Annotated in this window: 22 protein-coding genes and 1 riboswitch; of the genes, 14 read left to right on the top strand and 8 right to left on the bottom strand. The window is 60.5% G+C overall.

Annotated features, from left to right (window positions below):
• Nucleotides 1-91: 91 nt before the first annotated feature.
• On the bottom strand, nt 92-673 hold the full coding sequence (gene rpoE / locus D8U73_RS25805) for an RNA polymerase sigma factor RpoE (protein WP_003172477.1): 582 nt from the start codon (nt 671-673) through the stop codon (nt 92-94).
• Nucleotides 674-1,227: 554 nt separating this feature from the next.
• Here rpoE and nadB point away from each other — a divergent pair.
• Nucleotides 1,228-2,844 (top strand): L-aspartate oxidase, encoded by a 1,617-nt coding sequence (gene nadB, locus D8U73_RS25800; protein ID WP_056856021.1) that lies wholly within the window; start codon nt 1,228-1,230, stop codon nt 2,842-2,844.
• On the opposite strand, the gene D8U73_RS29630 is transcribed toward nadB, so the two are convergent.
• Both D8U73_RS29630 and D8U73_RS25790 read right to left on the bottom strand, forming a co-directional pair.
• The gene (locus tag D8U73_RS29630) at nt 2,813-3,265 is read right to left on the bottom strand and encodes a protein YgfX (RefSeq protein WP_130906112.1); all 453 of its coding nucleotides are present in this window, start codon (nt 3,263-3,265) and stop codon (nt 2,813-2,815) included. The two genes, nadB and D8U73_RS29630, sit on opposite strands and share 32 nt — an antisense overlap.
• Complete coding sequence (locus tag D8U73_RS25790; RefSeq protein WP_056856022.1) at nt 3,249-3,503, bottom strand: succinate dehydrogenase assembly factor 2; 255 nt, start codon at nt 3,501-3,503, stop codon at nt 3,249-3,251. The genes D8U73_RS29630 and D8U73_RS25790 overlap by 17 nt, the downstream gene beginning before the upstream one ends.
• A gap of 150 nt (nt 3,504-3,653) precedes the next feature.
• Here D8U73_RS25790 and D8U73_RS25785 point away from each other — a divergent pair, with 150 nt between their 5' ends.
• Both D8U73_RS25785 and D8U73_RS25780 read left to right on the top strand, forming a co-directional pair.
• The gene (locus D8U73_RS25785; protein ID WP_130906111.1) at nt 3,654-4,595 is read left to right on the top strand and encodes a folate-binding protein YgfZ; all 942 of its coding nucleotides are present in this window, start codon (nt 3,654-3,656) and stop codon (nt 4,593-4,595) included.
• A 35-nt stretch (nt 4,596-4,630) separates the two neighbouring features.
• Nucleotides 4,631-5,452, top strand: a complete 822-nt coding sequence (locus D8U73_RS25780; protein ID WP_056856024.1) for an HDOD domain-containing protein — start codon at nt 4,631-4,633, stop codon at nt 5,450-5,452.
• 88 nt (nt 5,453-5,540) lie between these two features.
• Here D8U73_RS25780 and D8U73_RS25775 read toward each other — a convergent pair whose 3' ends face one another.
• Together D8U73_RS25775 and D8U73_RS25770 are read right to left on the bottom strand one after the other, a co-directional pair.
• Nucleotides 5,541-6,929 carry a sensor histidine kinase gene (locus D8U73_RS25775; protein ID WP_130906110.1) on the bottom strand — a complete coding sequence of 463 codons (1,389 nt, stop codon included), beginning with the start codon at nt 6,927-6,929 and terminating at the stop codon, nt 5,541-5,543.
• The gene (locus tag D8U73_RS25770) at nt 6,922-7,593 is read right to left on the bottom strand and encodes a response regulator (protein WP_056856026.1); all 672 of its coding nucleotides are present in this window, start codon (nt 7,591-7,593) and stop codon (nt 6,922-6,924) included. The genes D8U73_RS25775 and D8U73_RS25770 overlap by 8 nt, the downstream gene beginning before the upstream one ends.
• A gap of 393 nt (nt 7,594-7,986) precedes the next feature.
• Between D8U73_RS25770 and D8U73_RS25765 the strand changes: the two genes are divergently transcribed.
• The 4 genes from D8U73_RS25765 to D8U73_RS25750 are packed head-to-tail and all read left to right on the top strand — an operon-like array spanning nt 7,987 to nt 12,030.
• A complete protein-coding gene (locus tag D8U73_RS25765; protein WP_056856027.1) occupies nt 7,987-8,964 on the top strand; it encodes a tripartite tricarboxylate transporter substrate binding protein in 978 nt (325 codons plus the stop codon).
• A 58-nt stretch (nt 8,965-9,022) separates the two neighbouring features.
• Entirely contained in the window at nt 9,023-9,481 is a 459-nt protein-coding gene (locus D8U73_RS25760) for a tripartite tricarboxylate transporter TctB family protein (protein ID WP_056856028.1), read from the top strand.
• 1 nt (nt 9,482) lies between these two features.
• The gene (locus D8U73_RS25755; protein WP_056856029.1) at nt 9,483-10,997 is read left to right on the top strand and encodes a tripartite tricarboxylate transporter permease; all 1,515 of its coding nucleotides are present in this window, start codon (nt 9,483-9,485) and stop codon (nt 10,995-10,997) included.
• Nucleotides 10,990-12,030, top strand: a complete 1,041-nt coding sequence (locus D8U73_RS25750) for an AbrB family transcriptional regulator (RefSeq protein ID WP_130906109.1) — start codon at nt 10,990-10,992, stop codon at nt 12,028-12,030. Before D8U73_RS25755 ends, D8U73_RS25750 begins: the two co-directional genes overlap by 8 nt.
• A 55-nt stretch (nt 12,031-12,085) precedes the next feature.
• Here D8U73_RS25750 and ung read toward each other — a convergent pair whose 3' ends face one another.
• Nucleotides 12,086-12,778 (bottom strand): uracil-DNA glycosylase, encoded by a 693-nt coding sequence (gene ung, locus D8U73_RS25745; RefSeq protein WP_056856031.1) that lies wholly within the window; start codon nt 12,776-12,778, stop codon nt 12,086-12,088.
• Nucleotides 12,779-12,910: 132 nt separating this feature from the next.
• Between ung and D8U73_RS25740 the strand changes: the two genes are divergently transcribed.
• Nucleotides 12,911-14,023: an enoyl-CoA hydratase/isomerase family protein gene (locus tag D8U73_RS25740; protein ID WP_056856032.1), complete on the top strand. Its 1,113-nt coding sequence runs from the start codon at nt 12,911-12,913 to the stop codon at nt 14,021-14,023.
• Between the two features lie 53 nt (nt 14,024-14,076).
• On the opposite strand, the gene D8U73_RS25735 is transcribed toward D8U73_RS25740, so the two are convergent.
• Both D8U73_RS25735 and D8U73_RS25730 read right to left on the bottom strand, forming a co-directional pair.
• Nucleotides 14,077-14,571, bottom strand: a complete 495-nt coding sequence (locus tag D8U73_RS25735) for a hypothetical protein (protein ID WP_130906108.1) — start codon at nt 14,569-14,571, stop codon at nt 14,077-14,079.
• 167 nt (nt 14,572-14,738) lie between these two features.
• The gene (locus tag D8U73_RS25730; RefSeq protein WP_130906107.1) at nt 14,739-14,984 is read right to left on the bottom strand and encodes a hypothetical protein; all 246 of its coding nucleotides are present in this window, start codon (nt 14,982-14,984) and stop codon (nt 14,739-14,741) included.
• Between the two features lie 279 nt (nt 14,985-15,263).
• A riboswitch (guanidine-I (ykkC/yxkD leader) is annotated at nt 15,264-15,364 on the top strand.
• A 61-nt stretch (nt 15,365-15,425) separates the two neighbouring features.
• Between D8U73_RS25730 and D8U73_RS25725 the strand changes: the two genes are divergently transcribed.
• The 6 genes from D8U73_RS25725 to uca all read left to right on the top strand — a co-directional run bounded on the left by D8U73_RS25725 (nt 15,426) and on the right by uca (nt 23,380).
• Entirely contained in the window at nt 15,426-16,493 is a 1,068-nt protein-coding gene (locus tag D8U73_RS25725; RefSeq protein WP_130906106.1) for a putative urea ABC transporter substrate-binding protein, read from the top strand.
• Nucleotides 16,494-16,508: 15 nt separating this feature from the next.
• Nucleotides 16,509-17,324 carry an ABC transporter permease gene (locus D8U73_RS25720; RefSeq protein WP_056856036.1) on the top strand — a complete coding sequence of 272 codons (816 nt, stop codon included), beginning with the start codon at nt 16,509-16,511 and terminating at the stop codon, nt 17,322-17,324.
• Entirely contained in the window at nt 17,321-18,109 is a 789-nt protein-coding gene (locus D8U73_RS25715; protein WP_130906105.1) for an ABC transporter ATP-binding protein, read from the top strand. The genes D8U73_RS25720 and D8U73_RS25715 overlap by 4 nt, the downstream gene beginning before the upstream one ends.
• A 12-nt stretch (nt 18,110-18,121) precedes the next feature.
• Nucleotides 18,122-18,847 (top strand): urea amidolyase associated protein UAAP1, encoded by a 726-nt coding sequence (locus D8U73_RS25710; RefSeq protein ID WP_130906104.1) that lies wholly within the window; start codon nt 18,122-18,124, stop codon nt 18,845-18,847.
• Between the two features lie 11 nt (nt 18,848-18,858).
• On the top strand, nt 18,859-19,500 hold the full coding sequence (locus D8U73_RS25705) for an urea amidolyase associated protein UAAP2 (RefSeq protein WP_130906103.1): 642 nt from the start codon (nt 18,859-18,861) through the stop codon (nt 19,498-19,500).
• Between the two features lie 280 nt (nt 19,501-19,780).
• Entirely contained in the window at nt 19,781-23,380 is a 3,600-nt protein-coding gene (gene uca, locus D8U73_RS25695; protein WP_130906102.1) for an urea carboxylase, read from the top strand.
• The last annotated feature ends 1 nt before the right edge of the window (nt 23,381 follow it).

The following is a 23,381-nucleotide window of genomic DNA, read 5'->3' as shown; positions in this document are numbered from 1 at the left end:
TTCGTCCGCTTCGTTATCCATCACTGCGGACAGCGATTCCTGCAGGGCTTCACGACTCATGGCGTTCCTCTCTTGGCTGTCGCCGCTGTCTTTAGTTTTCCTGCAACAACGGCTGCAGGGCTTTATCGATGGCCTCCCGGGCGCGGAAGATCCGGGAGCGCACGGTGCCCACCGGACATTGCATGACGCTCGCAATGTCCTCGTAACTCAGACCATCGAATTCACGTAAAGTTAAAGCCGTACGCAAATCTTCCGGCAGTTGCTGAATGGTTCGATGGACGGTGCCTTCGATCTCATCCCGCAGCAAAGCCCGTTCTGGCGACTCGAGATCCTTGAGGCCATGATCGCCATCGTAGAACTCTGCATCCTCGGAACTGACATCGCTATCCGGCGGCCGGCGGCCGCGTGAAACCAGATAGTTCTTCGCCGTGTTGATGGCGATGCGGTAAAGCCACGTATAAAACGCGCTGTCTCCGCGAAAATTTCCTAGTGCACGGTAGGCCTTGATAAAGGCTTCCTGTGCCACATCCTGGGCTTCATGGGTGTCGTGCACAAAACGCACGATCAACCCGAGAATTTTGTGCTGGTATTTCAGCACTAGCAGATCGAACGCTCGCTTGTCGCCGCGTTGAACGCGTTCGACCAGCTGCTGATCCTCTTCCTGGGTTAGCATGAACACTCCTCGATAAGCTCGAAGGAGGCTTGCACAACTAAACGTCCGGACTTGCAAACATAGACTCGGGCTTTTCGCAAAAGTTCTCCCCCTCCAGGCAAGTTTCCTGCGGGCTCTGATCGGCACGCACGAAAAACGCAGCGCGAGATTCCCCGGCTGCGCGAATAATCTTGTCATCGGTTTCGCCGGCAAGGATCCAAAGCAGATCCCGCGCTGAAGCCGACACTGTCCCTTGAATCAGGCAACCGTCTATTGATCTTGGGCCTTTGGCAAAAGTTCCAAATATTTATAGCTGCATGATCCGACATTGTGCGACCGTGCGGCGAAAAAGACTGTTAAATCCACGATACAGTTCAGTTGTCGCCAAATCGACCAAAAAAACATCCGACGAAGCGTCAGCTCTTTTCCATCACAGTAGTTTCACAATGCCATATAGGCTCGGCTATTGTGCCGATCCCCCCCTCTATATACTAGTGGGCTGTTCGCGAACCTGACTCGCCTGTCCAGTTGTCCAGCGCCTCCCTGACCCGGGTCGCTTTGAGCGGAATCCTGAAATGAGCCAACAGTTTCAACACGATGTTCTGGTAATTGGCAGCGGTGCTGCCGGCTTGAGCCTGGCGCTGACCTTGCCCGGTCATTTGCGCATCGCTGTCCTGAGCAAAGGCGACCTCGCCAATGGCTCGACATTCTGGGCGCAGGGCGGTGTCGCTGCGGTACTGGATGACACCGATACCGTCGAGTCCCATGTCGATGACACCCTGAATGCCGGGGGCGGCTTGTGTCACGAAGACGCCGTACGCTTCACTGTCGAGCACAGTAAAGAGGCGATTCAATGGCTGATCGACCAAGGCGTACCCTTTACTCGTGATGAGCAATCGACTGTTGAGGACGGCGGATTCGAGTTCCATCTGACCCGCGAAGGTGGACACAGTCATCGACGTATCATCCACGCCGCCGATGCTACCGGTGCGGCGATTTTCAGAACCTTGCTGACCCAGGCCAGGCAACGGCCGAACATCGAACTGCTGGAACAGCGCGTCGCCGTCGATCTGATCACCGAAAAACGCCTGGGCCTTGAAGGCGACCGTTGCCTGGGCGCTTACGTGCTCAATCGTGGTACCGGAGAAGTCGATACCTATGGCGCCCGTTTCGTGATCCTCGCGTCCGGTGGCGCAGCCAAGGTCTACCTTTATACCAGCAACCCCGATGGTGCCTGTGGTGATGGCATTGCCATGGCCTGGCGCTCGGGATGCCGGGTGGCGAACCTGGAATTCAACCAGTTCCACCCGACTTGTCTGTACCACCCGCAGGCCAAGAGTTTCCTGATCACCGAAGCCCTTCGCGGCGAAGGCGCGCATTTGAAGCTGCCTAATGGCGAACGCTTCATGCAGCGATTCGATCCCCGCGCCGAATTGGCGCCCCGGGACATCGTCGCACGGGCCATCGACCATGAGATGAAACGCCTGGGCATTGACTGCGTATATCTGGACATCAGCCACAAATCAGAAGACTTCATCAAGACGCACTTCCCGACTGTCTACGAGCGCTGCCTGGAGTTTTCCATCGACATCACCAAGCAACCGATCCCGGTGGTTCCGGCCGCGCATTACACCTGCGGCGGCGTTATGGTCGACCAGCAAGGTCGCACCGACGTACCCGGGCTGTACGCGATTGGCGAAACCAGCTTCACCGGCCTGCATGGCGCCAACCGCATGGCCAGTAACTCGCTGCTGGAGTGCTTTGTCTACGCGCGCTCGGCGGCTGCGGACATCATTGAGCAGTTGCCGCAGATTTCTGCCCCCATCGCCCTGCCCGCCTGGGATGCGAGCCAGGTAACGGATTCCGATGAAGACGTGATCATTGCGCACAACTGGGATGAGTTGCGTCGGTTCATGTGGGACTACGTCGGCATTGTGCGCACCAACAAGCGTCTGCAACGGGCCCAACACCGGGTGCGGTTGCTGCTCGATGAAATCGACGAGTTCTACAGCAACTATAAAGTCAGCCGCGACCTGATCGAGTTGCGCAACCTGGCTCAGGTGGCCGAATTGATGATTCTGTCAGCCATGGAGCGTAAAGAAAGTCGCGGTCTGCATTACACCCTCGACTATCCGAACATGTTGCCAGTGGCGCTGGACACTATTCTGGTGCCGCCCACCTACGCCGACTGAATTTGAGCCGAACCCGCAGGCGTCGGTGTATATCCGCCGCCTGCGAATCCCGGGGTACGCAAATGGCCCGGATCCGTCGCTCACCTTGCAGGCGAAAACGCAGCACCACCACCCAGGGCAGTGCCAAACTATCGGGCCGCAGCTGCACCGATTGCCACCCCGCCGCCCGATTCCACAACTGCCAGCCATCGGCATCGCGACGCAAGCCCAAAAACGCTTGTGGGTGTGTCAGCAGAATCTGGCGTGGCAGTAGCCGAACGCCATGGAGAAGGCAGCACAAAGCACTCGACACACTGGCCCAGAGCGGTAACTCAAGAAGAAGCAACGAACCCAGTGCGAACAACTGGGCAAAAACGTAAGCCGCCAGCAACTGCCGCGAGGCATGCCAGCGGCATTCGAAAGAATTACTTGGGCTGGACACGATCCAGGATCATGCGAACCATGCGCTGAAGCTCCGGATCTTCCGATTCGTTGCGCTCCATGAACCAGCCGAACATGTCCTGATCCTCGCATTCCAGCAAGCGGACGTACAACGCACGATCCACCTCGTTCAGACTTGCGTAAACCTCTTTCACAAACGGCACCAGCAACACGTCAAGTTCAAGCATGCCGCGGCGGCTGTGCCAGTAGAGGCGATTCAGTTCAACATCTTCGACCATGGAGCGCTCCTCAAATAGGCCGCAAGTATACAGCCCCGCGCTTCGCCGAACAGTCGGCTTTGGTCGGGCACCGGCGATCCTTTGTGAACTACCCATTTCGAAGGCGCCCCCTTATCATGTCCCCCAGACTCTTTAACCCTGCGATGACCCATGGCCGATTCTGCTTTTTTCTGCACGCTGTCTCATGAAGGTGTTCTGGCGGTCCGCGGCGCGGACGCCGGCAAGTTCCTGCAAGGCCAATTGACCTGCAACCTCAATTACCTGAGCGACACACAGTCCAGCCTCGGCGCGCGCTGTACCCAGAAAGGCCGGATGCAATCGAGCTTCCGTATCCTGCTCGAAGGTGACGGCGTGTTGCTGGCCATGGCCAGTGAACTGCTGGAACCTCAATTGGCGGACCTGAAAAAATACGCTGTGTTCTCCAAGTCCAAGCTGACTGACGAAAGTGCTGCCTGGATTCGTTTCGGCATCGAGCATGGCGATGCTGCAATAAAGAGCCTCGGGCTCGACCTGCCGGCAGAAACCGACAGTGTTGTGCGTCACGACGGTTTGATCGCCATTCGCATTTCACCCGAGCGCGCCGAACTCTGGGTCGCTGCCGATCAAGCCGACATCATCAAGGGAAAGCTGTCCGCCATGCTGGCCGAAAGCGACTTGAATCAGTGGCTGCTGGGCCAGGTCCGTGCAGGGATCGGCCAGGTCATGCCCGGTACCCGCGAGCTGTTCATTCCGCAGATGCTCAATCTGCAAGCTGTCGGTGGCGTGAGTTTCAAAAAAGGCTGTTACACCGGTCAGGAAATCGTTGCCCGGATGCAGTACCTGGGCAAACTCAAGCGTCGACTCTATCGCGTGAAACTGGATGCCAGCGACCTGCCTGAGCCCGGTACCCAACTGTTCTCCCCAAGTCACAACAGTTCAATCGGTGAAGTGGTGCTGGCAGCCCGTGGCGAAAACCACATTGAACTGTTGGCCGTATTGCAAGCCGAAGCTGCAGAAGGTGGCGATATTCATGTGGGTGCAATTGACGGCCCTGCGCTGCACTTGCTCGACCTGCCTTATCAACTGGACCGTGACCGCGAAATCCAGCGTTGAACGCAGTACTTTTTTGCGACACCTAGAGAAACTAAATGATTGAGCTGGCGGAAAAGGTCCAACAGGATTTGGTTGAGGCCATCGATAACGATGACCTGGTTCTGCCGACATTACCGGAAGTGGCGTTGCAGATTCGCAAGGCCGCTGAAGACCCGGAAATCAGTATCAGCAGTTTGAGCAAAGTCATCGGCCGTGATACGGCGCTGTCGGCGCGCCTGATCAAAGTGGTCAACAGCCCGCTGCTACGCGCAACCCAGGAAGTCACTGATCTGCACACGGCAATCACCCGCCTGGGCATCAACTACAGCAGCAATCTGGCGATTGGCCTGGTCATGGAGCAGATCTTCCATGCCCGCTCCGAGGTGGTGGAACAGAAAATGCGCGATGTCTGGCGCAAGAGCCTGGAAATCGCCGGCGTCAGTTATGCGCTGTGCCGCAGCTACACCCAGCTCAAACCCGATCAGGCAGCCCTTGGCGGACTGGTGCATCAAATCGGTGTGTTGCCGATCCTGACGTATGCCGAAGACCACTACGAACTCTTGTCCGATCCGGTCAGCCTCAACCATGTGATCGAGCGCATTCATCCGCTGCTCGGCGACAAACTTCTGAGGGTCTGGGAGTTTCCGGAATTGCTGGTACAGGTGCCACTGCTGTATCAGAACTTCAAGCGCCAATCAGCCCAGATCGATTATGTCGACTTGGTGCAAGTTGCCAGCCTGTATTGCCACAAAGATACCGATCACCCGATTTCACGCATCGATCCTTTCAGCGTTCCGGCCTTCGTCAAACTCGGGATCGATCCGGACAACAAGGCTATGTGTGCTGATTTGGAAGAAACGCGCTCGATGTTTTACTGAAAGCTGCGCGGGCAAGCCTCACTCCTACACGATTTCCACCGTCTTGCAGGAGCGAGGCTTGCCCGCGAACACTCCAGAACAGATGCCATCACTCCCCGGCAATGAAACTCACCCGAACTTTCAACCCTGCATGCTCACCATCATGCAGGCTGATCTGCGCCAGGTGTGCGCGGCAGATCTCGCCGACAATCGCCAGTCCCAAACCTGATCCGGCCACTTGCTGGTTGCGTCGATAAAAACGTTCGAATACTCGCTCGCGCTCAGCCAGCGGTATTCCGGGGCCATCGTCCTCGACTTCCAGTACCGCTGGTGCCGAGACTCTCAAAATAACGTTGCCGCCCGGCGGCGTGTGGGCCAGTGCGTTGTCCACCAGATTGCTCAACAACTCGTTAAGCAGGGTCGGCTCCCCACGCAACCAGACCGGCTCGTCCGCCTCCAGCGCCAGCGCTACGCCGCGTTTGTGGGCCAGCGGTGCCATGGCCATGCCAAGCTCTCGCGCCAATTGACTGAGATCGAGCAATTGCGCGCCGCCCTCGGCAATCGCCCGGGCACCGTTTTCGACCCGCGCCAGCGAGAGCAGTTGGTTAGCCAGATGAGTCAGGCGATCTGTGCCCTGCGCCGCGGTTTCCAGTGTGCTGCGCCAGGTTTGTGGCTCGTCCGAACGCAAGCCCAGCTCAAGCCGCGCCTTGAGCGCCGCCAACGGGGTGCGCAGCTCGTGGGCGGCATCGGCAATGAATTGCGCCTGACGCTCGAATTGTCCACGCAGACGTTCGGTAAAGTGATTGAGCGCACGCACCAACGGCCACAATTCGTGTTGCACTTCAACCAGCGGCAACGGCCGCAGATCATCGGGCTGACGCTCCTCGACCGCCGTGCGCAAGCGCTCCAGCGGACGCAGTGCGGCGCTCACCGCGAACCAGACGATCATCAGCGCCCCGACGGCCAACATGCCCAGACGCAGCAAAGTGTCTGCCGCCAGGCTGCGAGCCATGCTTACCCGCGCTTCATCGGTTTCCGCCACGCGGATTTCCGCCATGCCGTTCATGTTAGGTTCGCTGACAGCCTTGAGCAGGCTGACGACCCGCACGTTCTGCCCCCGATACGTCGCGTTATAGAACCGCGCCAGCGCCGGGTAATCATCGGTGCGCGGGGTTCCGGGCGGAGGAGCCGGAAGGTTTTCGTAGCCGGAAATCAGGTTTTGATGGATATCGTTGACCAAATAGAAAATCCGCCCGGCACTGTCGTAGGCGAAGGTGTCGAGGGCCACGTAGGGCACGTCGAGACTCAGAGAGCCATCGCGCTCGGAGAGACCCGCAGCGATGGTCCGCGCCGAGGCCAGCAGCGTTCGGTCATAGGCGGTATCGGCGGCCTCGCGACCGTTCCAGTACGCGCTCAAACCACTGGCCAGCATCAATACCACCAGCAGCAATGCCAGATTCCACAGCAACCGCCAGCGCAGACTGCTGGGTTTATGCATCGCGGCTTTCCAGCAAATAGCCGAGGCCGCGGAAGGTCACGATGGCAACCGGCTGGCCGTCGAGTTTCTTGCGCAAACGGTGCACGTAGATTTCGATGGCGTCGGGGCTGGCCTCTTCGTCGAGGCCGAACACCTGGGAGGCCAGTTGCTCCTTGCTCATCACCCGCCCCGGACGGGCGATCAGTGCCTCAAGCACAGCTTGCTCGCGCGAGGTCAGGGTCAGCAGCTCCTCGGCGAGCGTGAAGCGCCGGGTCTCCAGATCGTAGGCCAGCACGCCGCAGCGTTGCAGGCGTTCACCACCCAGCACACTGCGGCGCAGCAGGGCCTTGACCCGCGCTTCGAGCTCGGTCAACTCGAACGGTTTGGCCAGGTAATCATCGGCGCCAAGGTTGAGGCCATGCACCCGATCCTTCACGTCGCTGCGCGCCGTCAGCATCAACACCGGCAGATTCTTGCCCCTTGCGCGCAAGCGTGCGAGGACTTCGAAGCCGTCCATGCGCGGCAATCCGACATCGAGGATCGCCATGGCGTATTCCTCGCTGCCCAACGCCAGATCGGCCGCCACGCCGTCGTGCAGCACATCCACGGTCAAACCGGTGCTCTTGAGCGCCTGGGCGACACTTTCGGCGAGCTGCAGATGGTCTTCGACGAGCAGAACACGCATGGATCTTTTCCTCATTCAGGGATGGTCGACACCATTCTTTGGCGCGGAGTTTACAGCGGCATCCGTCGCTGTGAAGCCTGAACAACCGTGAAAGTCTTCTGAAAGGTTAGCGAAAGGTTGGGCCGTTAGAGTCGGGCGACGGATGGTTTCGTCTGCCTGCCATCCAATCGTGCTTTGAAATGTAGCTCCCGAAAAACGCCTCGATGCGTTTTCGACAATAAGAACAATAACCGAGGTACCCAATCATGTTGTCGAACCAACATCAGGCTTGCACGCCCCGCCCCATCGCTCACTCCCCATCGTATACCTTCGCCAGCGCCGAACCCGGCTGCACCGCGCGTAACTGCCGCACCTGAATCATCCCCAAAAACAAAAACTCCTGTGGAGACAAAAATGAATCGATCAATGCGCCGTCTCGCCCTCGCCGCCAGCTGCATGCTGTTCGCCGGTCAACTGATGGCCGAACCCAAACGTCCGGAATGCATCGCTCCGGCCTCCCCGGGTGGTGGTTTCGACCTGACCTGCAAACTGGCACAGAGCGCGCTGGTCAATGAAAAATTGCTGACCAAGCCCATGCGTGTGACCTACATGCCCGGCGGTGTCGGCGCGGTGGCTTACAACGCGGTGGTCGCCCAACGCCCGGCCGATGCCGGCACGCTGGTGGCATGGTCCAGTGGTTCGCTATTGAACCTGGCACAAGGCAAGTTCGGGCGTTTCGATGAAACCAATGTGCGCTGGCTCGCCGCTGTCGGCACCAGCTACGGTGCCATCGCGGTGAAAAGCGATTCGCCCTACAAGACACTCGACGATCTGGTGCAGGCTCTAAAGAAAGATCCGAGCAAAGTGGTGATCGGTTCCGGCGGCACCGTGGGCAGCCAGGACTGGATGCAAACCGCGCTGATCGCCAAAGCCGCCGGGATCAACCCGCGTGACCTGCGTTACGTCGCCCTCGAAGGCGGCGGAGAAATCGCCACCGCCCTGCTCGGTGGTCACATCCAGGTCGGCAGCACCGACATCTCCGACTCCATGCCGCACATCCAGAGCGGCGACATGCGCCTGCTGGCGGTGTTCTCCGACAAGCGCCTGGACGAGCCGGAAATGAAAGACATTCCTACCGCTCGCGAACAAGGCTACGACATCGTCTGGCCAGTGGTTCGTGGTTTCTACCTGGGGCCGAAAGTCAGCGACGAAGACTACGCCTGGTGGAAGGACTCCTTCGACAAACTGCTCGCTTCACCCGAGTTCGCCAAGCTGCGCGATCAGCGTGAGCTGTTCCCGTTCGCCATGACCGGCCCGGAACTGGACACCTACGTGAAGAAGCAAGTTGCGGACTACAAAGTGCTGGCCAAAGAGTTCGGCCTGATCCAGTGATCGCCTCTGTCTAGTGGCCGCGACTCCGTTTGGCGGAGTCGCGGCACAGGAGTTCCTCATGCTCTTACAACGCATTTTTGCTTCGGTGCTGTTGCTGGTCTGCCTGAGCCTGGTGGCGATGGCCCTACCTTATCAGGCACCTTTTTCCTACGAGCCGATCGGCCCGCGGGCCTTTCCGCTGTTGATGCTCGGGCTGATGGGCCTGGCGCTGGTTTACATGGTGTATCGCCCCTCGCCAATCAAGCACACCGATGAAGATCCGCCGATGGATCGCGAGACCTTGACCAAGATTGCTGTCTGCGTGCTGTTGCTGCTGGTTTTCGCCGGGCTGTTCGAACCGTTGGGCTTCATCCTCAGCAGCATGCTGGTTGGGATTCCGCTGGCCCGCCTGTACGGCGGACGCTGGTTGCCGGGCGCAGTCATCATCAGCTTGATGAGCGTCGGCCTGTACCTGCTGTTCGACAAAGTCATGGACGTGCCACTGCCACTGGGCCTGCTCGACGTTCTGGAGAACTGATATGGATACGCTTGGTTATTTGAGTCACGGCTTCGGTGTCGCGCTAACCCCTTACAACCTGGTGACTGCACTGAGCGGCACATTGATTGGCACCGTTGTCGGTCTGCTTCCCGGCCTGGGTCCGATCAACGGGGTGGCGCTACTGATCCCGATCGCGTTTGCATTGGGTCTGCCACCAGAGTCGGCACTGATCCTTCTGGCGGCGGTTTACCTGGGTTGCGAATATGGCGGTCGGATCAGTTCGATCCTGTTGAACATCCCGGGCGAAGCCTCGACCGTCATGACCACCCTCGATGGCTATCCGATGGCCCGCCAGGGTCTGGCCGGAGTGGCCTTGTCTCTATCGGCATGGAGTTCGTTCATCGGCGCCTTCATCGCCACCTGCGGGATGGTGGTGTTCGCGCCCATGCTGGCGAAGTGGGCGATCGCCTTCGGCCCCGCGGAATACTTCGTGCTGATGGTGTTTGCGATTGTCTGCCTTGGCGGCATGGCGGGTGATCGGCCGCTCAAGACGTTTATCGCGGCGCTGATCGGCCTGTTCCTGTCGACCGTCGGCATTGATGCCAACAGCGGTGTCTACCGGTTCACCGGCGACAACATCCACCTCACCGACGGCATTCAATTCGTGGTGCTGGTGCTGGGTCTGTTCTCCATCAGCGAAATCCTGTTGCTGCTGGAAAAAACCCACCGAGGCCAGGAAGCCTTCCAGGCGACCGGCCGGATGCTGTTCAACTTCAAGGAAGCCGCTTCGGTGTTCTGGGTGAACATGCGTTGCGGGGTGCTCGGCTTCATCATGGGCGTGCTGCCGGGGGCTGGTGCGACGCTGGCCAGCGCCGTGGCCTACATGACCGAGAAACGCATCGCAGGCCCCGGCGGAAAATTCGGTCAAGGCGACAAGCGTGGCCTGGCTGCACCGGAAACCGCCATTGGCGCAGAGGCTTGCGGTGCTCTGGTGCCGATGCTGACGCTTGGCGTTCCCGGCTCGGGCACCACGGCAGTTATGATTGGCGCGCTATCGCTGTACAACATCACGCCCGGCCCGCTGCTGTTTCAACAGCAACCAGACATCGTCTGGGGCCTGATCGCTTCTTTGTTCATCGCCAACATCATGCTGGTGATCCTGAACATCCCGATGATTCGCATCTTCACCAAAATCCTTGCCGTACCGAACTGGGCGCTGGTGCCGATGATCGCCATCATCACCGCCATTGGCGTGTACGCCGTACACGCCACGACCTTCGATCTGTTCCTGATGATCGGCATCGGTATTTTCGGTTACATCCTGCGCAAGCTGGACTTCCCGTTATCGCCGGTTTTGCTGGGTTTCATCCTCGGTGGTTTGATGGAGCAGAATCTTCGTCGGGCTTTGTCGATTTCCAACGGTTCGCTGGATATTCTCTGGTCGAGCGGTATCACCGTCGGTGTCTGGGGGTTGATCGTGGTCATGTTGCTGGTGCCGATTGTACGCATCTGGCGCAAGCGCTCCGTTGCGCAACGCGCTATCGCCGATGTCTGATCGGTCCCCCTTCAAGCTTTGGTGGGGAACCCCGCTGGTCGGCCTGCTGGGCGGTTATCTCGCCAGCCAGGTCGGCTGGCCTTTGCCGTGGATGGTCGGCTCGTTGCTGGCGATCATCCTCGTGCGCTGCCTGACGCCGTGGCAACTGGCCGAAATCCCTGGCGGACGCAAGTGCGGCCAGTGGATCGTCGGCATCGGTATTGGCCTGCACTTCACCCCGGTGGTGATGGAACAGGTACTGAGTCATTTCGGTTTGATTTTCTTTGGTGCGTTGGTGACCAGCCTGTCGGCCGTGGTCGGTGTCTGGTTGATGCGGCGTACCGGTGAAGATCGCGCCACCGCATTTTTCTCCAGCATGCCGGGCGGCTCCGGGGAGATGGTCAACCTCGGCGCCCGCAACGGCGCAGTGCTCAGCCGTGTTGCGGCGGGACAAAGCTTGCGCGTGCTGGTCGTCGTACTGTGTGTCCCGGCAGCGTTCAAATACCTGATGGGCGACGGTGCGCCGATTTCCCACGCTGGCAGCATCGATTGGCGCTGGCTGGCGATTCTGTTTCCCGCAGGAGCGTTGGCCGCCTGGATTTGGGAGCGCCTGCGTCAACCCAATCCGTGGCTGTTCGGACCGTTGCTGGTCAGTGCGGCGGTGAGTATCGGTTGGGATTTGCACATCGGCTTGCCCAACGGCGGCAGCCAGATCGGCCAATGGTTGATCGGCAGCGGTCTGGGCTGTCACTTCAACCGGCAGTTTTTCCGTCGCGCGCCTTCATTCATGGGCCGGACCTTGATCGGCACGGTGCTGACCATGTTGATCGCCACGGCAGCGGCACTGGGCTTGAGTGCGCTGACCCACCTGGATCTGCGTTCGCTGACGTTGGGCATGATGCCGGGCGGGATTGCCGAAATGAGCCTGACGGCGGAGACCCTGCAATTGTCGGTGCCGCTGGTGACGGCGATGCAGGTGATGCGGTTGTTGTTTGTGTTGTTTCTGGCGGAGCCGTTGTTCAAGTATTGGAACCGAAACCCGGATTCAGACTGATGGACCTGTGGCGAGGGAGCTTGCTCCCTCGCCACAAGGGCCCGTGGGGCAATCATCAAATTGGCGGTAACCGCCACTCGATCGGCGTCTCGCCATTCTGCTCGAGAAACTTGTTGGTTCGGCTGAAGTGCCCGCAACCAAGAAACCCGCGATAGGCCGACAGCGGAGACGGGTGCACCGAGGTCAACACCAGATGTTTGGTGGCGTCGATCAGCTTCTGTTTGCTCTGCGCATGAGCGCCCCACAGCATGAACACCAGGTGCGGCTGCTGCTGGCTGACCACTTCGATGATCCGATCGGTGAAAAACTGCCAGCCCTTGTCCTTGTGCGCATTGGCGTTGGCGCGCTCGACAGTCATGGTGGTGTTGAGCATCAGTACGCCCTGCTCGGCCCAACTCTGTAGATAACCGTGGTTGGGGATGTCGATGTTCAGGTCACGCTTCAACTCTTTGTAGATGTTCACCAGCGAGGGCGGCGCCGGCACGCCCGGTTGCACCGAGAAACACAAACCATGGGCCTGGCCCGGGCCGTGGTACGGGTCCTGGCCGAGAATCACGACTTTGACCTTGTCCAGCGGCGTGGAATTGAGTGCGTTGAAAATCATCGGACCCGGTGGATAGATCTCCTTGCCGGCCGCCCGCTCCTGTTGCAGAAAGTTTCGCAACTCCGTCATGTAAGGCTGGTCGAATTCGGCACGCAGGGCCTCCTTCCAGCTCGGTTCGAGTTTGATACGGTCGTCAGCAGTCATGGTTACATCCGGCAAAAACAATGGGGCGAACCCTAGGAAAGCACACCTCGCTTGTCAATTGATCTGACACAGATCCGGCACTTTCCTACACAGCGATCATACTTAACCCTCAAATTCCCGATCGAGGTCACGATGAATCTGCACTTCGAAGAACTCACCGGCACCGACGGCGCCCGCATCGGCATTGCCACGCTGGATGCCGAAAAGTCGCTGAACGCACTGTCCTTGCCCATGATCAACGCCTTGCGCGACCGACTGGATGCCTGGGCCAAAGAGCCACAAATCGTTTGCGTGCTGCTGCGTGGCAACGGTGCCAAAGCCTTTTGCGCCGGTGGCGAGGTACGCAGCCTGGTAGATGCCTGCCGGGCCCATCCGGGCGAAGTGCCGCCTCTGGCCGCGAACTTCTTCTCAGCGGAATATCGCCTGGACTTCAGCCTGCACACCTATCCGAAACCGTTGATCTGTTGGGGCCATGGTTATGTGCTCGGCGGCGGCATGGGCCTGCTGCAGGGCGCGAGCATTCGTATTGTCACGCCGAGCAGTCGACTGGCCATGCCTGAAATCACCATCGGCCTGTACCCCGACGTAGGCGCCAGTTGGTTCCTGTCGCGCCTGCCGGGCAAGCTCGGATTGTTTCTCGGCCTGACCGGCGCCCACATGAATGCGCGCGATGCGATTGATCTGGACCTGGCCGATCGCTTCCTGCTCGATGAACAGCAGGCAGATTTGATCGAAGGTCTGCTGCAATTGAACTGGCAGGAACAGACGCCGATGCAACTCAACAGTCTGCTCAAGGCCTTGCAGCAGGAAGCCGTTGCGCAAATGCCCGAGCCTCAGTGGCTGCCGCGGCGCCAGCGCATCGATGAATTATTGGATGTCAGTGATGTGCGCTGCGCATGGAAGGCGATCAGCCCATTGCGTGATGACGCCGATCCGTTGCTCAGTCGCGCCGCCCGGACCATGAGCGAAGGCTCACCTCTGACCGCTCACCTGGTCTGGGAACAGATCGCCCGCGCCCGACATCTGTCACTGGCCGAAGTCTTTCAGATGGAATACACGCTAAGCCTCAACTGCTGCCGGCATCCGGAGTTCAGCGAAGGCGTACGCGCGCGGTTGATCGACAAGGACCAGAAACCGCACTGGCACTGGCCGGACATCAATAACGTGCCTGAAACGGTGGTGGAAGCGCACTTCCACAAGGCTTGGGAGGGGCGGCATCCGTTGGCGGATCTTTCCCAGTTCTGAACGAACTGTGGGAGCGAACTTGCTCCCACAGATTTTCTCATTAGACGCAATGATCAGCGGTGATTGCCCCGGCCGTCCCGATCACCGCGCCCGTTATGGTCACCTCGACCGCGATAGTTGTCGTTACGCCCGCCATGGCCCCGATTATTGCTGTCCCAGCCACCACGGTCACGTCCATCCCAACCACCACGGTTGCGGCCATCCCAGCCATGACTCTGATGCGCCCGGTAGTCGGGGCGCGACTGATAGTGGCGCGGCGCCGTCTGGTAGTAGCGCGGTGCGGGTTGGTAGGTCCGCGGCTGCGAGTAATAGCGCGGCGTTGGTTTGTAATATCGCGCAGGAGGCGCGTAGTAACGGGCGGGTGGCGAGTAATAACCGCCATTGGAATAGTAACGATCGCCCCCGGCGTAGTAGCCCGGCGCTGGCGAGGTATACACCTCGGAACTGTAGTAGCTGACGCCTCCATCGGAATAAGGCACGCATGCACCCAGGGATAAGCCCGACACAGCAATCAAAAGCACTCGACGCAGCATTTTTAGACAGAGCATAGCGGCCTCCTGGACCGCGAGTGAGCCGCACCAGCGACGCTGGCGGGCGACAGTCAATGATTCGGCGACTGTCGAAAGATCAGACATCGAATTCCGAATCCGGTGCGTCCCAGCAACAAGTTGAAACATCTGCCCGATGAAAGGTTTTTCATCCATTCACGCGCTGATTAGTGGTGACCATGGCGATATCCACCGCCGTAATGCCGAGGCCCGTGCCCGCCCCAGTAGTAATAGCGGTAGCCACCATAGAAGCGCGGACCGCCGTAGTAATAGCGTGGGCCGTAATAGTAGGAATAAGGTGAATAACCAGGGTAGTAATAAGGCGAGGAGTACACGTCGTAGGAGCCGGTGTAGTAATAACAACCGGTCAACCCGAGCCCCAAAAATGCACCGAGCAACAGTCGACGAAACATGGCGGCCTCCTGAAAGACCCACAATCGGAGCAGGCCCGACTGACTCCTGTTTTGACTGAAATTCCCTCACGGAGTGCCGGATTGCAGTGACCTTCGGATCAGCGGCCGCCCGCGCCACATCTCAGTGCATCGACGCACCATCTCAAAGCAGCCCGCCCCTCGCGCACTCACCGAAGATGTTGCACGCCCCTACGCTAGAGGCCTTCTACGGACTTGGCACGGGTCTCGCTTTAGCAATCGCGTGCAGGAGTCATCACAGGTTCGCGGCACCACAATTTGCAAATGGCTGACTAGGGTTCCGGCTCGCAAGTGCGAGTGACTGGTCCGAGAGTTGGCGACCTCCAGTTGAGGTTACACGGCGGGACAAAAGCCCGGGAGACAAGCCACCGTTCGCGGTGCCGCGTTGACTCCTGCCCGCCCTTATCAACTGGAGATTCCGAAATGTCCCGACTACGTTTCCCCGCCTTGCTCGCCGCCGCGTTTGCAGCGTTGCTCAGCAGCCAATCCCAGGCCGCCCAGAAAGACCACTTCAGCGTTTGCTGGACGATTTATGCCGGCTGGATGCCCTGGGAATACGCCGGCAGCCAAGGCATCGTCGATAAATGGGCGAAGAAGTACGGCATCAAGATCGATGTGGTGCAGCTCAACGACTACGTCGAATCCATCAACCAGTACACCGCAGGCCAGTTCGACGGCTGCACCATGACCAACATGGATGCGCTGACCATTCCGGCCGCTGGCGGCGTCGACAGCACCGCGCTGATCGTCAGCGATTTCTCCAACGGCAACGACGGCATCGTGCTTAAAGGCGAAGGCAAGAAAGTCGCCGACCTCAAGGGCATGGACGTCAATCTGGTCGAGCTCTCGGTGTCCCACTACCTGCTGGCCCGGGCCTTGGATTCGGTGGATCTCACCGAGAAAGACCTGAAAGTGGTCAACACCTCGGACGCCGATATCTCGGCGGCCTTCAACACCGATCAGGTCAACGCCGTCACCACCTGGAACCCGATGCTCTCGGACATCAAGGCCAAACCTGCGGTGACCGAAGTTTTCAACTCCAGCCAGATCCCCGGGGAAATCATGGACATGATGGTGGTCAACAGCGCCACCCTCAAAGACAACCCGGCCTTGGGCAAAGCCCTGACCGGCGCCTGGTTCGAAGTGGTCGAGCTGATGAACGCGAAAAACGCCGCCGGCAAGGCTGCCCTTGAGCACATGGCCAAGGCTTCGGGCACCGACCTTGCGGGTTTCCAGGCGCAACTGGACACCACCAAATTGTTCGCCACCCCGCAAGAAGCCCTGGCCTTCAGCACCAGCAAGCAACTGCCGGAAACCATGCGCAAGGTCGCCGAGTTCTCCTTCCAGCACGGCTTGCTGGGTGAAGGCGCCAAGGACACCAGCGCGGTCGGCATGGCCTTCGCCAATGGCGTGACCAGCGGCGACAAGGGCAACCTCAAGCTGCGTTTCGACCCCAGCTACGTGCAGATGGCCGCTGACGCCAAGTTGTAAAAAGAGGACTTGGCCATGCGCCTGATCAATCGTCACCCGGATCGCCCGAGTCGCCTGTTGCTGGTGATCCTGCCATTCGCCCTGGTGCTGTTCGCCTACTTCATGGGGTCGGCCGAGCGACTGGCGGACAACCCCAATGACAAGCTGCTGCCCAGCGCCGTGCAAATGACCGACGCGGTAAAACGCCTGGCCTTCGCTGCTGACAGCCGCACGGGCGACTACCTGCTGTGGCAAGACACCGCCTCCAGCCTGCGTCGCCTGGCCATCGGCCTGGGCATCAGCGCCGTGGCCGCGCTGTGCCTGGGCATCGCGGCGGGCACCCTGCCGCTGTTCGGGGCGCCGTTGTCGCCATTGCTGACGGTGTTGTCGATGGTGCCACCGCTGGCGATCCTGCCGATCCTGTTCATCGTTTTCGGCTTGGGCGAGTTGTCGAAAGTGATGCTGATCGTGATCGGCATCACCCCGGCACTGGCCCGGGACCTGGAACAACGCGCCCGGGAAATCCCCGTGGAACTGCTGATCAAGGCCCAGACCCTCGGCGCTTCAACCTGGACCTTGATGCTGCGAGTGGTACTGCCGCAATTGCTGCCACGGCTGCTGATCTCGTTGCGCTTGATGCTCGGTTCGGCGTGGCTGTTCCTGATTGCGGCCGAAGCCATCGCTTCCACCGACGGTCTGGGCTACCGGATTTTCCTGGTGCGCCGCTACCTGGCAATGGACGTGATCCTGCCCTACGTGGTGTGGATTACCCTGCTCGCCTGGCTGATGGACTGGGCTCTGAAACGCCTGACCCAACGCGCTTTCCCCTGGTACGAAGGAGCGCGCGCATGAGCTTCATCACGGTTAAAAATGTCTGGCAGCAATACGCCGATCAGGTGGTGCTCGAAGGCCTGAACCTGAGCGTCAGTGAGGGTGAGTTCTGCACGTTGGTCGGCGCGTCCGGTTGCGGTAAATCGACGTTCCTGCGCTTGCTGCTCGGCCAGGAAAAAGCCAGTCGCGGCGAAATCCTGCTGGATGGCCAGGCCTTGGCCGGTGAGCCGGATGCCAGCCGTGGCGTGGTGTTCCAGCGCTACTCGGTGTTCCCACACTTGAGCGTGCTGGACAACGTCGCTCTCGGCCTCGAACTGCCCCGCTCGCCCTTGCTGGGGCGTTTGTTCGGCAGCGCCAAAAAGGCTGCCCGCGAGCAAGCCGCCGTGCTATTGCACAAAGTTGGTCTCGGGCACTCGCTGGACAAGTACCCGGCGCAGCTCTCCGGTGGCATGCAGCAACGCCTGGCCATCGCCCAAGCGCTGATCATGAAGCCCCGGGTGTTGCTGCTCGACGAACCCTTCGGCGCACTCGATCCGGGCATCCGCAAAGACATGCACGCCTTGCTGCTGGAGCTGTGGCGCGAGACCCAACTGACCGTGTTCATGGTCACCCACGACCTGAGCGAAGGCTTCAGCCTCGGCACCCGCTTGCTGGTCTTCGACAAGGTCCGCCTCGATCCGCATGCCCCAGGCGCTTATGGCGCCCGCATCACCTACGACATCCCTTTGAACACTGACCGCCGCACCACCCGTGCCGCCGTCGATGCCTTGCCGATGCAACTGGCAAGCGCGCTTCGAACCGCTTGAGAGGACTTCCGCATGACTGATTCGACCCAACTGTTCCCGCCCTTCGCCGAAGAAACGCTCCCCGGTGGCGGCCATCGCTCCTTCGTCCTGAAGCGTGGCCAACTGCTGCGCCTGACCGACCTTCGCGGCGGCGCCAACGTCAGCCTGACGCTGCTCAACGCCAACGAAAAAACCGAGCGCCTGAACCTGCCCGACAGCCTCAAATGCCAGCACACCGCCAAGCTCACCGCCGGTCATTGCCTGTATTCGGACATGGGCCGCGTGCTGGCCGCCATCACCGCCGACACCTGCGGCTGGAGCGACAGTCTCGGCGGCGTTCTCTGTGCTGAAGAAGTCGCGGAAAAATACGGCGCCGGGCGCTACCAGGAACTGCGCAATGGCTTCTTCCGCAACGGCACCGACAACCTGTTGGTGGAACTGGGCAAATGGGGTCTGGGCCTGTCGGCCTTGCTGATGACCCTCAACCTGTTCAGTCGCGTCAACGTCGATGACGGCGGGCACTTCCACTTTGTCGAGGGCAATTCCAGGGCCGGCGATTACATCGAGTTGTACGCACCGATGGACACGCTGGTGGTGCTCACCGCGCTGCAACATCCGATGGACCCTTCGCCCGAGTACGCACCGAAACCACTGAAGCTCAGCTGGATGAACGCCGACGCCAGCGTCGCCGAACATTGCCGCACCTCGCGCCCGGAAAACGAGCGCGGCTTCATCAACACCGACCGTTTGTTTGCCTGAGGATCGCTGCCATGTCACTCGCTCTCATCAACACTGAAAAGCAGCCGGAAAACGCGATCTACCGCGCCACCATCCCCGCCGGTGAACCCTGGCTGATGGAGGTCAAGGCCGGCCAGACCTTGCGCATTCTCGACCTCGAAGGCAACCAGGCGGTCGATACTCTGTTCTACAGCGTTGCCAACCCCAGGGAACGCTACGACGTACAGCGCACCCTGCGCCGGCAGAACAGCGTGTACCTGAGTACCGGCAGCGTGCTGTATTCCAACCTCGGCAAGCCGATGCTGACCATCGTCGCCGACACCTGCGGGCGTCATGACACCCTCGGCGGCGCGTGTGCACAAGAGAGCAACACCGTGCGTTACGCCCTGGAAAAACGCTACATGCACAGCTGCCGCGACAACTACCTGCGCGCTTGCGTCCACGACGGACGACTGGGCAAGGGCGACATCGGGCCGAACATCAATTTCTTCATGAATGTACCGGTCACCGCCGACGGCGGGCTGACCTTCGAAGACGGGATTTCCGCACCAGGCAAATACGTCGATCTGCGTGCCGAGATGGACGTGATCGTGCTGATCTCCAACTGCCCGCAACTGAACAACCCGTGCAACGCCTACAACCCGACCCCTGCGGAGCTGCTGGTATGGAACTGAAATTTTCGCGGTTGCGCCGTTGGTTGTTTGCCCTGTGCCAGGCCCGTTCCGGGCAGTGCCTGAAATCTCCAGACCACCGCTAACCCTGTGGGAGCGGGCTTGCCCGCGATGAGGCCAACACATTGCACATTGATGGCGACTGACCCATCGCTATCGCTGGCAAGCCAGCTCCCACAGGAGTCGGTGCTGGTCTGAAGAGAATTGATTCTGCCGCTGGGGACGACCTCGGCGCTTATCGAAAAACTGCGGGACGGCCCGCATCCCCTTCAGGGGTTATGCCATGTTCGAAAAAGTCCTGATCGCCAACCGTGGCGCCATTGCCTGTCGCATCCTGCGTACCCTGCGCGAACTGCACGTCCAGGGCGTTGCCGTGTACTCCGAAGCCGATGCCGCCAGCCTGCACATCCTGCAAGCCGATGAGGCCCACAGCCTCGGCGAAGGTGCCGCCGCCGGCACGTATCTGGCGGTCGACAAAATCCTCGCCATCGCCAAATCCACGGGCGCCACGGCGATCCATCCCGGCTATGGCTTTCTGTCGGAAAACGCTGCGTTCGCCGAAGCCTGCGCAGCCGCCGACATCGCCTTCATCGGCCCGACGCCGGAGCAACTGCGGGTGTTCGGCCTCAAGCACACCGCCCGTGCACTGGCCAGACAACACGGCGTGCCGATGCTCGAAGGCACCGAACTGCTCGACAGCCTCGACGCCGCCCTGCTCGCCGGTGAACAGGTCGGCTACCCGGTGATGCTCAAAAGCACCGCCGGCGGTGGCGGCATCGGCATGCGGGTGTGCCGCAGTGCAGCCGAGTTGAGCGAGTCCTTCGAAGCGGTCAAACGCCTGGGGCAGAACAATTTCAGCGATGCCGGTGTGTTCATCGAGAAGTACATCCAGCGTGCCCGCCACTTGGAAGTGCAAGTGTTCGGCGATGGTTGTGGTGAAGTGATCGCCCTCGGTGTACGTGACTGCTCGGTACAGCGGCGCAACCAGAAAGTCCTCGAAGAAACCCCGGCACCGAACCTGCCGGACGGCATGGCCGATGAACTCTGTGCCGCCGCGATCAAACTGGCCAAAGCAGTGAGTTACCGCAGCGCCGGCACCGTGGAATTCGTCTTCGACAGCGACGCCCAACGCTTCTATTTCCTGGAAGTGAATACTCGCTTGCAGGTAGAGCACGGCGTCACTGAACAGGTGTGGGGCGTCGATCTGGTGCGCTGGATGGTGCAACTGGCGGCCGGTGATTTACCGCCGTTGAGCGGGCTGATGCACGGCTTGAAACCTGAGGGTCACGCGATCCAGGCGCGGCTGTATGCGGAAGATCCGGGACGGGATTTCCAGCCGAGCCCGGGCTTGCTCACTGCGGTGGATTTCCCTTCGGCCAACGGCATACAACTGCGCATCGACACGTGGGTCGAGGCCGGGTGCGAGATCCCGCCCTACTTTGACCCGATGATCGCCAAGGTCATCAGTTGGGCGCCGACTCGCGAAGAAGCCCGTGCCGATTTGCATCAAGCCCTCGGCGAAAGCCAACTGTATGGCGTGGAGACCAACCGCGATTATCTGCGGCAGATTCTGCTCGATCCCCCCTTCGCCAGCGGCCAGCCATGGACCCGTTGCCTGGAAGGCCTGGTTTATCAGGCCAACACTTTCGAAGTCATCAGCGCCGGCACCCAGACCAGTGTCCAGGACTATCCCGGCCGCCTCGGCTACTGGGCTGTCGGCGTACCGCCGTCGGGACCGATGGACAGTCGTGCATTGCGTCTGGGCAACCGCTTGCTGGGCAACGACGAAGGCGCGGCGGCACTGGAAATCACCATGAGCGGGCCGTTGCTGCGCTTCAACTGCGCAGCCGTGATCGCCGTGACCGGGGCTGTGATTCCATTGACGTTGAACGGCGAAAGCGTGCCGATGAACACGGCTTTGTTGATTCCTGCAGGGGCGACTTTAAGTCTCGGCACCATCGCCGGCGCCGGTGCCCGCAGCTACCTGTGCCTGCGCGGCGGCCTGCAAGTGCCGGATTATCTGGGCAGCAAAAGCACCTTCACCCTCGGCCAGTTCGGCGGCCATGGCGGTCGTGCCCTGCGGGCCGGTGACGTGTTGCATGTTCCGGCGCTGAGCGACCTCAGCGTCGGTCGCCAACTGACTGAGGAACTCGTCACCGCGTTGCCAGCCGTGCGACAGATCCGTGTGATCTACGGCCCCCACGGAGCCCCGGAATATTTCACCGAGAACTACATCGAGACCTTCTTCGCTACGCAGTGGGAAGTGCATTTCAATTCCAGCCGCACCGGCGTGCGCCTGATCGGGCCGAAGCCACAATGGGTGCGGGCCGACGGTGGCGAGGCGGGTCTGCACCCGTCGAACATTCACGACAATCCCTACGCCATCGGTGCGGTGGATTTCACCGGAGACATGCCGGTGATCCTCGGCCCGGATGGCCCGAGCCTCGGTGGGTTTGTTTGCCCGGTGACGGTGATCGAGGCCGATCTTTGGCAGTTGGGGCAATTGAAGGCTGGGGACAAGGTGCAGTTTCTACCCGTCGACCTCAAGACCGCCCGTCAATTGGCAACACAAAGCCTTTGTGGCGAGGGAGCAAGCTCGCTCGCCACAGGCCAAGTGCTCCCACAGGGTCTTGTGTCGCCAGTGGTGTTGGATCTTGGCCAGGACGATACCCGACTGGTCGCGCGTTTGTCGGGCGACACGCATTTGCTGCTTGAGATCGGCGCCCCCGAACTCGACCTCGTCCTGCGTTTCCGCGCCCACGCCTTGATGCAGGCGCTGGAAAGCCAAGACTTGCACGGTGTGATCGACCTGACACCCGGCATCCGTTCCCTGCAAATCCACTATCAACCCGAACAACTGCCGCTGTCCGACCTGCTCGGCATCGTCGCCGGTGAATGGGACGCGGTGTGCGCCGCCAAGGACCTGCAAGTGCCGTCGCGCATCGTCCATCTGCCGCTGTCCTGGGACGACCCGGCGTGCCAGTTGGCGATCGAGAAGTACATGACCACCGTGCGCAAGGACGCGCCGTGGTGCCCGAGCAATCTGGAGTTCATCCGCCGTATCAACGACCTGCCGAACCTCGATGAAGTGCAACGCACGGTGTTCGACGCCAGCTATCTGGTGATGGGCCTGGGCGACGTTTACCTCGGCGCACCGGTCGCCACCCCGCTCGATCCGCGCCATCGCCTGGTCACCACCAAGTACAACCCGGCCCGTACCTGGACCGCCGAGAACTCGGTGGGTATCGGCGGCGCCTACATGTGCGTTTACGGCATGGAAGGCCCCGGTGGTTATCAGTTCGTCGGGCGCACGTTGCAGATGTGGAACCGCTACCGCGAGGTCGCCGCGTTCGACAGCAAACCGTGGCTGCTGCGCTTCTTCGACCAGGTCCGTTTCTACCCGGTCAGCGCCGATGAACTGCTGCGCATTCGCCGGGATTTCCCTCTCGGGCGCTTCGATCTGAACATCGAACACAGCCAGCTGAACCTGGCGGATTACCAGGCGTTTCTGGCACAGGAAGCCGAGACCATCAACGCTTTTCGCGACCAGCAACAAGCCGCCTTCAATGCCGAACGCGAGCGCTGGATCGCCAGCGGCCAGGCGCATTTCGACAGCGAGGAACTGGCCCCGCAAGTGATCGAAGACGCACCGCTGGGCGATGGCCAACTGAGCGTCGACAGCCACATCGCGGGCAACCTCTGGCAGGTTCAGGTGGAAACCGACAGCCGTGTCGCAGCCGGCGATGTGCTGGTGATTCTGGAGTCGATGAAGATGGAAATCCCCCTGCTCGCCCCGATGGCCGGCGTGGTGCGCGAGATCCGCGTGCAACCGGGTTCGGCGGTGCGCGCCGGACAGCGCGTCGTGGTGCTGGCACTCGACTGAA

The organism is Pseudomonas sp. Sample_22 (genome assembly GCF_004307635.1).
GTDB lineage: Bacteria > Pseudomonadota > Gammaproteobacteria > Pseudomonadales > Pseudomonadaceae > Aquipseudomonas.
This window is presented reverse-complemented; position numbering and strand designations above follow the sequence as displayed.